Genomic DNA, 11,734 nt, shown 5'->3' on the forward strand with positions numbered 1-11,734 from the left:
CGCTGTCCGCTACGAAGCCACCATCCACATCGCAGCCATCGACGAATGGCTCTGACCGACTTCGATACAGGCCCTAGGTCCCGGCTGCCCGATCCAGTGGTGCCAGTCGTCGTTATCCCCGCACGCGCGGGGCTGGTCCCACGATGCCGCGCTCGACGAACACCTCGTTCCCGTCGTCCCCGCGTACGCGGGGCTGGTCCCTCGGCCAGCACCCGGCGGAGGTTCCGGATACTGTCGTCCCCACGTACGCGGGGCTGGTCCGATCGATTCGCTGAGGACCTCCGGCAGCACGATGTCGTCCCCGCGCACCTGGGGCTGGTCCGGTGAAGGGCCTCTCCCCGGCCGGGCAGCGGTAGTCGTCCCCGCGTACGCGGGGCTGGTCCCCACACCGGCAAGCCCGAGGCGATCCTCACGCAGTCGTCCCTGCGTTCGCGGGGCTGGTCCCGACACGACGGCGAGCCGGTCGTCGCGTTCCTTGTCGTCCCCGCGTACGCGGGGCTCCTCCCAGGACGTCGCCGGACTCCCCATCGAGAGGCGGGCTACGCCCGAGAAGGCCCGCCCGACCTCATCACCGCCGAGTCGTCCCGTCAGTAGCGAAGTGAACGAGAAACACTGTTTCCAATGATAGATTCGCAGGTCAGCAAGTGTTGTCCCCGCACGCGCGGGGCTGGTCCCTGCACGACCGGCCAATCGACCGCCTTGTAGTCGTTGTCCCCGCACGCGCAGGGCTGGTCCCACGAAGTAGATGCCCGCGTGCTGGATGGTGAGGTTGTCCCCGCACACGCGGGGCTGGTCCCATGCCGGTCACACCGCTCGGATGCCGCCGTTGTCGTCCCCACGCACGCGGAGCTGGTCCTTGGGTGGCCGACTTCCTCGGCCTGGACAAGCTGTCGTCCCCGCGCACGCGGGGCCGGTCCGGCGGAGAGCGACAATAGCTCTCCGCCGAGAGCACTATCTGAACTGCGTTCGCTGCCAGTTGGGGTTAAAAGTGAGGTAACCGTGCGGATGCGCAAGACTGTCCGGGTGTTACCTGACATGGACCGATGGCGGCAACTCATCAGTGAGTACGGGCAGCTACAGCAGCTAACCGGGCACACACCTCAGACACGTGGTCAGCGCTTCAACAACATGATCGCTGAACTCCTACAATGTTGGGGCATCCAGGCCACGGCCAATGTCCGAGCCGCCGGCGAGATCGACGTCGCGTTCGCCATCGACGGCGTCCGCTTCGTCGTCGAGGCCAAGTGGGAGAAGACCAAGGCGGACACCGGACGTATCGCCAAGCTGCAGAAACGCGTCCGGCAGCGCTTGTCCGGCACCTACGGTGTATTCCTCTCCATGTCGGGCTACAGCCCAGAAGCTCTCGACGATATAGCCGACGGCGACCGGCTCGAAGTGCTCCTCCTGAGCATCGAACACTGGGAAGCCATGCTCGGCGGACTGGTGCCGCCACAGGAGCTGTTCAACCTGGTTCGCGATCGGGCCTCGTTCTACGGTGAGCCGTACACCCCCCTCGCCCAGTTGTTCGCGCCCGCCGAGATACCCGACATCCGCCTCGGGCCGCCGAGCGAGATGACTGACGGCCCCCTGCTTGAAGCTGTCGACGGTTTGGACGCGCAGGTCGTTCTGTCCGGCATCGAATCCGGTCAACTCGGGATCGCCTGTCACGGCCAGAACAGTCTGCTGGTGACGACTGAACACGGAATTCTCGACGTCGACTTCGAGGCGCACACGGTGACAATGGCTGCGCCGGTGCCTGACTGCCAGCGGAACGTGCTAGCCAACGAGGACGGATCGATCGTGTTCCTCCGTCGATCCGGCGTGGGGCTATTTCGCGATGGCCAGATCACGACAGTCGGTGGCGGTCTTTCTGGGAACAGCTGCCTATGCCGGCATCCAGATGGCAGTCTTTGGGTCTTCGACAACGGCGGACTGCTCGACCACAGCGCCTCCGTAACCAGACTGGACGACAAGCTCGGCCTTCAAAAACGGCATAAAATTAATTACTCGCCCGCCAATGCATTCACCTCGGCGTGACTTTCTGCCGATTCGTTACTGACGGTCGGAAACGCAGGCTATCTTGTCTCGTCGCCAGCGACCGATCAGGAGTCACGGCATACCGACGCTCAGTCGAATCCCATGGGATTAATCGCGCTCGATGAAACCTCCTTCCTGACCGTTGGCGACAGCGTTTCCCTTCGCTGGACGGAGATTGAAACATGGACCAGCCGAGAGTTAGCGCGAGTCGCGCTAGCACCCTCGGTCACTGAGCTTGCGTTGGCAGTCAACGGTGACCTGTACCTAGCCGCCTACCAGGCTACAACTAACCGCGGCCGCATGTCGTTTGCTGTCATTCGCGCGCGGTTGCCACCCGAACTGGGCGATCTCAGACTACACGCGGATCTCGCGATGGCGACCGTTGCCACACGGTCCATAACTGACACCAGCAAGGAAGAAAGGGACGATCGTCCGACTCCCGGTCTATTGCCGGTCTATTGCCGGAGAAACGTCAGAAGAGTAGCGACCCAGGCGCAGTTCCCGGCACGACCGCATCAAATTCATCAGGCGATACAGTCCCTTCCGACAGAACGACGCCAGAACGAAGAGGGACCGCACTCCGGACTGGCGACGATGTCGGTACTACATTCTCAGTTCCGCCGGCGCCGTTGCCGAAGCGGATGAATGCAGTGCTGCGACTGTTCGACGCGCCGGTCTATCGGGACTGGTTGTTCTGGTTCATGCTGGCATGGGCCGCGCTCGACTTCGTGTCGGTACTGACACTCGGTCCGCCGAGCGGCCTGCCCAGATGGCTGACCGCGCTGATCGGCGCCGCATTCTTTGCCCTGGTGTGCGGACTTGTCCCAGCGTGGATTCGCCTCAGACTTCGACGTCGGCGCCACGGTCACGGCCGGATGGCCACGAAAGAGAGGTAGGAGGACTCGCAGAAGCCTAACTGAGCGAGCGTGCGACTACCGGCACTCCGTCGGTCGTGGCAGTTGAGGGCAGCACCGAAAGCAGCGTGTGCGACGTCGTGAGCAAGCTCCATGGGCTGGCTGATCGAGGGGGGCCTCGGTCGGAGCACGAGTCGAGCTGACGCCGACAACAGCGCCACACCTACTTCATTGAGGTGTCGTCCCCTCGCAAGCGGGGCTGGTCCCGTAGGTCCCAGGACACGACTCCTGGCGCCCCCGTCGTCCCCTCGCAAGCGGAGCTGATCCCGTCTCCGGGTTGAACCCGAGCCGCCAGTCCACGTCGTCTCCGCGCACTCGGGGCTGATCCCTGGATCTGGAGTCGGTCGTACTCGCCGAGGTTGTCGTCCCTGCGCACGCGGGGCTGGTCCCCAGGAGTCCGGCGACAACCCGACTGTGGTGAAGTTGTCCTCGCGTAGGCGGGGCTGGTCCCATCTTCACGATGTTCTCCCACACGATCGTGCCGTCACCCCGCGCAGGGGGGCTGGTCCCGCAGAAAGCCTCCTCCCAGGCCCGTCAGGACGTCGTCCCCGCGCAAACAGGACTGGTCCGAGCTCCGTCCGGGTTATGAACGAGTTCGGCTTGGTATCCCCGCGCGGGTGGGGCTGGCCCTGCGCTCTCGCGTCGCAGACCGTCATCTCCGATCGCCCCCACCTCGCAGGCGGAGCTGGTCCCCATGTTGTTCCCGTCATATGTCAGAGCGTTCGCGATGGGGCGAGGCTGATCAGGCCGCAGCCGTAGGCTTTGGCGCGTCCGATGCCGTTGCTGAAGGCGTCAGTGAAGGCGGCTGGGTCGGTAACGATGAGGTGTCCGTCGAACCGGACCGGTTCGATAGTGATCTTGCTCGGTTCGCTTTTGCGTCCGGTGATGGTGGCGGTGGGGGTAATGGCGATGTCAGGTCCGGCTGCGGTGGCGGGGATGACGAAGCCGTGGGTTTGGCCTTGGCGGATCAGCCAGTCGATCTGGTCGGCCGGTTGCCGGAGGGGAATCCGTTGACGGGTCTTGTTGTCGCACCTGGTGGGATTGGCGACGAAGCGGAAGGCGAGTTTCCGGCCGGCGGTGATGGCGTCGAGAACTGGTTGCAGGGGACGGATTTCGGCGGGTGCGTTCAGGTGTCCGTCGGGGAGCTTGTCCCAGTCGGGGCGGGTGTGGCTTTGGACGTATTGGACGTAGCTGCCGCGGTTGCTGTCCAGGCGCCAGAGCACGCCGTGGGCTTGCCGTTTCGGGGTGTCGGCGGGGACGTCGGGATAGACCGACATCAGGGTCCGGTGCATGTCATGGACGTTCGCGTAGTCGCGGCGGAAGGTGCGCGAGTGTACATTTATGGTGAGTTTGCTCAGGAACACGTGGTGTCTCCGGCGGGGATCATGTTGTCGGTCAGCGGGACTTCGCCGACGAGTACCGTGCGAGTGGCGAAGCTACGGGCACCGTGGGCGAAGGAGCGGGGGACGTCGTGACGTGGTTCGGCACCCACGGTGCCGGTCGGACAGTCGACAACGGTGCGTAAGGCGATCTGCTGCTGACCTGGGATCATCGCACCGGCTCGGTCGGGGTGTTCGAGCCAGCGGTGCTCACGCAGGATCTGCTCAAGGTTGCCAGCATGGAGACCGTCGTCAAACAGCGGACGGGCGGACACGAAGGCGCGGCGGCCAAAGAACAGCGGCCAGCGAGGGTTCGTTACCGCATCGGCCAGCTCGCTGAGCAGGGTTTCTGGTCCTTCGATCGCGACGAGGAACAGGGCGTCGGCGAGGTAGTAGCGTTCGCTGACGACCGTGCGGTGCCCGGATCCGGTTGTGGTGGGCACGTTCTGCGTGGTGTGGTAGTCCCGTTCGAGCAGGCCTTCCCGGTCGACGCGGACACCGAGACGCAGCGCGGCCAGCGTGGCGATGCCGGCTTCGTCGTCGCGTTCGACTCCGGTGGCAGCGGCCAGCAGTCCGACGACTCCGGATTTGGTGGGTTCTCGGGCGGTGTCACGCAAGATGCCGCGGGAGCGTAGACCCCAGGACTGCATGGGGGCGTCGAAGCACAGCGCCAGCGTGTGGGTCATGCCGGTGTCGTCCCGGCGGCGAGGATGCGGGAGGTGAACTCGTCGATGCTGGCGGCGGTGTCGGTGCCGTCCATGTCGGGCAGTTGCCCGGTGACCGATGCCGCGACGGCGGCTCGGATGCTGCTGGAGCCGTAGAACGCGCGTAGCTGCTGGAAGTGCTGGGTGAGGCTGGCGGTGGAGGCGGCCATGATGTCTTCGCCGGTGACCGGCTTGAGGAAGGCATTGGCCAGGTTCCAGGCTCCGCCGTCACGGACGACGCCGAGGAGGGTGTCGGGCATGGTCCGCGCGGCCATCGAGTTCTGCTTCCCGCTCGGCACGGCGTGGATGAACGCGCCGAGCCAGGCCCGGGCAGCGCGGGCGACCAACTCGTCATCACCGGCGAGGTTCTGGCGGAGCCGGTCGAGGTCGAGGTTGGCGTAGCGGTAGTAGCAGGCGGCGTTGAAGTCGACGGTGCCGATCATGTCCGCGCCCGATTCCGCTTCGGGTTTGAGGTCGTCGACGGCGGTGTAGTAGTCGAACTCGGTGGCGACGGCGTGGGTGGACAGAGCGTGGGCGACCTGGGAGGCGGCGTCGACGTTGAAGTCCTTGTTGTCGGCGATCATGCGGCCGAACAGGGCGACGTCGGCGACACGGGTGGCGTCGAGCATCCGCTTGGCCTCGGCGAGGTCATTCTTGTCCGGTTTGGCCTTAGCCGGCTTCTTCTTCCCGTCCTTGGCCGCGGCGACAGCGGCGAGCGTGTCCCACCGGTCGTCGCAGTAGCCGGCGAGGTGTTCGATCGCGGTGGTGCCGACGAACAGCAGGTATTCGGTGAGGCCCTTGTCCTGGTCGACGCCGAAGCCGAGCTGTTCCAGTCCGGCGGTGACCACTCCGGCTGCCTCTTGCTCGTCGCGGCCGCGTTTGGTCAGCAGCGCTGCCGCCTCGTTGCGCAGCCGTTTGGTGCGGATGCCGGTTTCGGTGTCGGTCAGGCCGTGGTCGGTGAACAGCTGGCGGGCGGAGCGTTTGAGGCACTGGCTGGAGATCCGGCCGCGGGTGCTGCCGCCGAACGTGGCGGTCTTGGGCTGGCCGACGTCGTCACGGTTGAGGTTGCTGACCGGGAAGGACTGCAGCAGGTGAAGTTCGATGATCACGCGGGGTTCTCCACAGTGGTCGGGGCGGGTGCCGGTTCGCCGTTGTCGGTCGTGGTGGTTTTGCGTTTGCGGTGGAAGTCGCGGGCCCAGCGCAGCCGGATCCGGTGCGCGGTGTCCTCGCTGTACTTGTCGCCCATCAGGACGACAAGGTCGTCGAGCAGGGCGGCGTAGTTGACCGGGATCCCCTCGGCCGCCAGCAAGCGGACGATCTGGCGCAGATGGTGCGGCAGCCCGGCCCGGTCCCGGCCGAGCAGCTGCTCGAACCGGCGGGTGGCCGAGTCGCCGCGCTTGTCCTGCAGCGCCTGCATCGCGGTGCCGATCGAACGGTCCCCGCGGCGACTGGCCTTTGGGTGCAGCGCGAACAACCCCGCGACGAGTATCCAGGCGTCCTGCTCGGACTCGGGCGGGTCATGGCGGAACACGACCTCGTACGCGGCAGGTTCCGGGCGCGCGGTGACCAGGCTGCGACGCAGCCGCGCCAGCACCTGGCGAGCCTCCGAGCGCCGTTTCGGGATGCTGGACTCGAGGCCGGCGTTCAACGCGTACAGGGCGGAGATGAACCCATCCCGCCGCTGGGCAACCGGTGTGCTCACTCGTGGCCGTCCTTCGTGAGGTACTTCGCGATCTGGGCGTCGTACGTGCGGGCGATCGTGCGCAGCCGATCCAGGACGGCGCCCAAGTGCTTGCCGATCATGTTCAGGCTGCGTCCATCCGCGGCAATCCCGGCAGCCCAGCTGTCCGCGGCCTGCTCCGCCACGGAGGTGACCGCGCGTCGCCAGCCGGCCATGGCGCGCTGTTCGGACTGCCCGGCCAAGCGCGCGTCGTTCAGAGCGCGCAAGAACGCGGCGAACGGTGTCGGCAGCGCGGGCCAGTAGGCCAGATCCAACGTGACGTCGGGCTCGGCGCGCATGTCCTTGTGGTACTCCCGCTGCATCGCGCGCAGTGCCGCGCCGGCCTCCTCGGCCAGCTCAATCGCGCACCCGACCAACCCGGTCAACGCGTCGTCCCCGGCCCGGATCAAGGCGACCGGCGCCGGGACTTCCTCTTCGAGGTATGCCTCGACGACGCTCGCGTTCGCATCGAGCCGCTGGCCGAACACCCTCAGCGTGTACACGGTGTCGGCCGGGATGGAGCCGTGTTCGGCGAGTGTGGCGAGCTGTTTGAGCGCCTGCGGACGCAGGCGGGTGCGTTCTTCGGACCAGGGGTCGACCAGCAGCAGCTCGACGCTGTGCCGCCACACGCCGCGGACTGGTTGCAGCCGGATCGGCAGCATCGGCGCGTCCGGTTTCGGTTTGCCGCTCGGTGTGCGCGGAGTTCGGTAGGCGGCCATGCGTTCGATCTCCGGACGCTCACCGACCAGGCGCGTACCGGGCGTAAGAACTGCGTTCGCCACCACGGTTGCGCCGTTGGTGTGCTCTGGGAGTAAGCAGATGCGCCGTGACGGCCAGGTGAGGACGTCGGTCCATCCCCGCGATCGGCGTTTGTCCGGTTCCGGTGACGGTGTCGGTGCCTCCCATGCCGGTGCGTCGTCGGAGGCCTGGGCGTCGTAGCGCACGGCGTTCAGCAGCAGCGTTTCCTTGAGGTTGGCGCCTTCGACGAGGACGACGCCGAAGTAGTTGCAGGGGGCCCGCTCGGATGATTTGTCGGTCTTGTACGGGGTCTTCATCCCACCGGGGTCGAAGGCCTGTGCTGTCACCAGCCATCGCGCCGCAGCCGCCGGGGTCAGCTCGACCCGGTCTTGCGCGGTGGTGTGGTCAAACAGCGTCACCCGGTTCCCGACGGCCCGGTGCGGGATCAGCTTCGCGACCGTCGACTTCTTGCCCTCCGGCAGTCCCGGGCATTGCAGGAAGGGACGTTGCAGATCGAAGAGGTCGAAGGACAGGCCCGGCCGGTCGAGGTAGGCGGCCAGCAGCGCCGGGGCGAACGTCTCGGTCGTCCACAACTTCTCCCACTCCGGCAAGCGAGCCGGCCCGTAGGCGCGGTGCAAGATGGCCAGCGCCAGCCGATACAGCGCCGCGGTCATCGGCGGGGTCTCCCCCACGATTCGACGGATCCGGTGTGCTGACGAGAACAGCTCCCGCAGTCCCACCAGTGTCTCGGCACCGTCGGGTTCGTCGAGGTAGACCACTGGAATCCACGATTCGGTGGTGAGGTCGAAGGTCGCGCTCATGTCTCCTCGCTCGCGTAGACCCCGAACTTGTCGTGATATCGCAGCTCGTACCCTGCGACGCGGCACTGGCCGTCGGTGAACACCAGCGCACGATGCCGGTTCAGCCACGGATCCGCAGCGAAGTCCGCGGGCACCTCGGAATCCAGCAACGCCCGCACCACCGCCGCGGGCACGTTGATCGGCGCCGCCAGCACCGTCGCCGACTCCAGCAGGCCATCCGAGTCCGGATACACCGGCTTCAGCTCGCCGTCCTGGTCGCGGCGGTAGAGAACCACCCGCACCGACAGCTCGGCCAGTTCGTCGTCGCCTCCGGTCAACGCTTCCTCCCCGTGGACTTCCGAGTTCGCAACGCACGAGGCCGTTCGGTCAGCTCGGATAGCACCTCGACCATGTGCGGCTGCGGAAGATACGACTCCGCCGCAGCCTCACGATCGTTGTGCTGCGCGACCGCCAAACGGTCACTTTCCCGGCGCCACGCTGCTTCCCAACCCCGCGGGCACGCGACCTGATCGCCGTACACCTCGTCCACCAGCTGCGCCATCGTCGTCCACGACTCGATCCGATCGAGGTCCTTGAGCGCGGCCCAGGTGCGCATCAGCACAATCGGCGCGTACACCGTCCGCAGATACGCCGGGAACTGCGGCCCAGCCGGAGTGTCGACGACCCCGGTAATCGCCACCGTCAGCCGGCCTCGCGCCGCGTCGCGGCGGTGGCGGTGCACCCGGCCTGCGCGCTGGAACACCAGGTCGATCGGTGCCAGGTCGGTGATCAGCGCGTCGAAATCGAGGTCGAGGCTCTGCTCGATCGCCTGCGTCCCGACCACGATTGCCCGACGCGGCCTCATACCGTTTTCACCGAAGAAGCCTTGCAGCTCCTGCTCGACGCGTCGCCGCGCGCCGGTGGGCAAGGTGCCGTTGATTGCCAGCAACACCGGCCGATCTTCCTCGGGAAGCTCCTTGATGCGGCGTTCCAGCTCGGCGTAGGTCTCGGTGGCGCGCCGGACCAAGTTGTGCACGACCGCCACACAGCGACCCTGCGCAGCCACCAGCAACCAGTCGACCACCCGCTCGTCGGGAACGTGCTCGAGGTGGACGACGCGGTCCCGGTTGAGTTCCGAGATCTCCACCGGATGGTCAACGACCTCGGCAGTGTCGGCCACGGTGACACGCGGGTACGGCTTCGACGCCGGCGGGACGTTGATCTCCTGCGGGTAGCAGCCGCGGTACCCCGCCTGCCACGCGGCGATCAGCTCGGCTCGGCGGCTCGAGGGCAACGTCGCCGACAACAGCACCACCGGCGCGCCCAGCGCGCCCAGCCACATCAGCAGCCGCTGCAGCAGAGTGGACATGTAGGTGTCGTAGGCGTGGACCTCGTCGAACACGACCACCTTGTTCGCCAATCCCGCCAGCCGGACGAACACGTGACCCGACCGGAACGCCCCCTTCAACGCCTGATCGATCGTCCCGCACCCGAGCACGGACAACAGGCTCCGCTTGCGCGTGAACCACGCCTGCGCCTCGGCATCCAGCGTGCCCGGTTCGTCCACACCGACCTCGGCGGGCTCCGCCAGGACCTCCCGGGCCGCAGAATGCACCAAGCTCACCGTGGTCGGATCGCCGAGACGCGTCAGCATCGCCTGCATCACGGCGAACATCTGGTTGCTGGTCGCCTGTGTTGGCATCCCAAGATACGACCCCGCCAGACCGAACTGAGAAACCATCGTCGCAGTGGCCTGCAGCGCGGCCTTCGTCTTTCCCTCCCCGGTTGGCGCCTCCACCACCACCAGCGCCGACCCCTCGAGGTCGGCGGTCACCCGCTCGATCACTTCCTGCACGGAGCGAGGCGACTGGCCGAAAAGCTCATCAAAACGAGCACCGCCAGGAGGCGACCAGGAGCTCATCTTCAGCCGATCAACCGCCGCTTCAGCCTGCACAGCCGCATCCTTGGCGTAAGCCGCGAGATCGACCTCGTCTTCGGCGAAGGCGAAGTTGCTCGTATCCGAGGCGATCCAGTCGCTCACCGTCGTCAGCGCAGCCAACCCCACCGCCGCCGGGACCGACAGGTCCACCTGCGCCCAGTCCAGGGTCCGTGGGTCCGGCAAGCCTCTGAGCCGAGCCAACTCGGCGACCAAGGTCGTCCGCTGCTCCGCCCACACCCGCTCACCATGGGCGTTGATCTCACGCCGGGCCTGCGCAACGACCTCACCGGCCGGGAAATGACCATGATGCCCACCCAGAGCCGCGGCGATCATGACCGCCGTGCGCCTCGACGCACCCCATGAGACCAAGAGCTCCTGCAAGTGCAACGCGGTGAGCAATCCATGCGGCGTATCGACCCGGCGCGGCACCCCATGCAGCTTCGCCACGAGTTCCAGATCCCGTACCGCCCATGACCCCAGCCGCGCCGACGACAACGGAAAATTCAACGCCTGAAAAGTCGGCGAATACTTCCCAAGATCATGAACAGCGCACAAGAACGCCGTCCAGCCCCACGCATCACCCAGCACTCCGAACGCTGCTGCCAGCTCGGACCGCACCCTCCCCCGCAACAACAGCGGCGCCAACCGCTCCGCCACCGCCGCCGTATCCAGCATGTGACAGATCAGCGGATGACAACCAGCTCGCTTCGCCGACTTTCCCCACGGCAGCCAAACATCAGACACCGCCCCACGCACCCCTAACCATGCGTCCCCCTCGACTGCGCTTCCCCACCAATCGCCAGCTAAGGCTCGGCACTCTATACCTGCCTCAAACATCCCTCCGCCACCTCCCCCCTTGAAATCGCCAGCTACAACAAGGTCTGGACAATTCACGTCCGTTGTCAAACCGGGCCAGGATGCAGCTCCACCGCTGAGACCCTCGACGTATCCCGCCATAACAAATTGCCATACTGTGATGACGGCCCGCGCGGAGCTGGTCCGGTCAGTACGCGGCGACGCCGGCTACCAGCCAGTCGCCGCCACGTACGCGGATCGGTCATTCACTTCCGAGTGCCTCGGACGGTCGGGGTCGTCGTCCCCCACCGGCGGGCTGGCCCCAGCGACGGCCGCGGCCAGTCCTGGTTCACCCTGTGATCCCTGCGCACGCCGCGGTGGTCACGGCGCGCCGAGGATTCCGGTCGCTGGTGGGCGTCATCCCCGCGCACGGGCTGGTCTCAATGTTCGTGCGCTGAGGCTGGCCGACCATGCGTCGTCTCCGGCGCACGCGGGGCCGGTCCGTCGTCGAGCAGCGTGCGAAGATCGGCGTTGACCTTGATTGTCCCCGCAGACGCCGAGCTGTCCCGACGCCTGGAACACACGTCCATGCCCTGCGTCTTGTCGTCCCCGCGCACGCGGGGCTAGTCCTCTCTGAGGTTCACCCCGAACGGTGGACAGGGGCTTACACAGTTCAAGCAACCACTGGCAGCGACTTCTCGTAGTCGT

Annotated in this window: 9 protein-coding genes; 2 read left to right on the forward strand and 7 right to left on the reverse strand. The window is 66.5% G+C overall.

Translation table 11 applies throughout. From position 1 onward, the window contains the following. Positions 1-1,005 precede the first annotated feature (1,005 nt). Both ISP_RS29720 and ISP_RS29725 read left to right on the forward strand, forming a co-directional pair. Entirely contained in the window at positions 1,006-2,037 is a 1,032-nt protein-coding gene (locus ISP_RS29720) for a restriction endonuclease (RefSeq protein ID WP_013227609.1), read from the forward strand. Positions 2,038-2,678: 641 nt separating this feature from the next. Continuing rightward, positions 2,679-2,933 (forward strand): hypothetical protein, encoded by a 255-nt coding sequence (locus ISP_RS29725; RefSeq protein ID WP_230468433.1) that lies wholly within the window; start codon positions 2,679-2,681, stop codon positions 2,931-2,933. A gap of 731 nt (positions 2,934-3,664) precedes the next feature. Here the strand turns inward: ISP_RS29725 and cas6e are convergent. The 7 genes from cas6e to cas3 are packed head-to-tail and all read right to left on the reverse strand — an operon-like array spanning position 3,665 to position 11,188. After that, positions 3,665-4,315 (reverse strand): type I-E CRISPR-associated protein Cas6/Cse3/CasE, encoded by a 651-nt coding sequence (cas6e, locus tag ISP_RS29730; RefSeq protein ID WP_013227610.1) that lies wholly within the window; start codon positions 4,313-4,315, stop codon positions 3,665-3,667. After that, positions 4,306-5,016, reverse strand: a complete 711-nt coding sequence (cas5e, locus tag ISP_RS29735) for a type I-E CRISPR-associated protein Cas5/CasD (protein WP_013227611.1) — start codon at positions 5,014-5,016, stop codon at positions 4,306-4,308. Before cas5e ends, cas6e begins: the two co-directional genes overlap by 10 nt. Beyond that, positions 5,013-6,143 (reverse strand): type I-E CRISPR-associated protein Cas7/Cse4/CasC, encoded by a 1,131-nt coding sequence (gene cas7e / locus ISP_RS29740; RefSeq protein ID WP_013227612.1) that lies wholly within the window; start codon positions 6,141-6,143, stop codon positions 5,013-5,015. Before cas7e ends, cas5e begins: the two co-directional genes overlap by 4 nt. After that, a complete protein-coding gene (gene casB / locus ISP_RS29745; RefSeq protein WP_013227613.1) occupies positions 6,140-6,736 on the reverse strand; it encodes a type I-E CRISPR-associated protein Cse2/CasB in 597 nt (198 codons plus the stop codon). The genes cas7e and casB overlap by 4 nt, the downstream gene beginning before the upstream one ends. Continuing rightward, the gene (gene casA, locus ISP_RS29750; protein WP_238535561.1) at positions 6,733-8,379 is read right to left on the reverse strand and encodes a type I-E CRISPR-associated protein Cse1/CasA; all 1,647 of its coding nucleotides are present in this window, start codon (positions 8,377-8,379) and stop codon (positions 6,733-6,735) included. The genes casB and casA overlap by 4 nt, the downstream gene beginning before the upstream one ends. Then, positions 8,310-8,630 (reverse strand): hypothetical protein, encoded by a 321-nt coding sequence (locus ISP_RS29755; RefSeq protein WP_013227615.1) that lies wholly within the window; start codon positions 8,628-8,630, stop codon positions 8,310-8,312. The genes casA and ISP_RS29755 overlap by 70 nt, the downstream gene beginning before the upstream one ends. After that, positions 8,627-11,188, reverse strand: coding sequence for a CRISPR-associated helicase Cas3' (cas3, locus tag ISP_RS29760; RefSeq protein WP_320109484.1), 2,562 nt, complete (start codon positions 11,186-11,188; stop codon positions 8,627-8,629). Before cas3 ends, ISP_RS29755 begins: the two co-directional genes overlap by 4 nt. Between the last annotated feature and the right edge of the window lie 546 nt (positions 11,189-11,734).

The sequence above is a fragment of the Amycolatopsis mediterranei genome (assembly GCF_026017845.1).
GTDB classification, from domain to species: Bacteria; Actinomycetota; Actinomycetes; order Mycobacteriales; family Pseudonocardiaceae; genus Amycolatopsis; species Amycolatopsis mediterranei.

What these genes read in the sequence shown, in the direction of transcription:
- ISP_RS29720 (WP_013227609.1), top strand. Translation starts at nt 1,006, where the DNA reads ATGCGCAAGACTGTCCGGGTGTTACCTGACATGGACCGATGGCGGCAA.
- ISP_RS29725 (WP_230468433.1), top strand. Translation starts at nt 2,679, where the DNA reads ATGAATGCAGTGCTGCGACTGTTCGACGCGCCGGTCTATCGGGACTGG.
- cas5e (WP_013227611.1), bottom strand. Translation starts at nt 5,016, where the DNA reads ATGACCCACACGCTGGCGCTGTGCTTCGACGCCCCCATGCAGTCCTGG.
- cas3 (WP_320109484.1), bottom strand. Translation starts at nt 11,188, where the DNA reads ATGGCGGGATACGTCGAGGGTCTCAGCGGTGGAGCTGCATCCTGGCCC.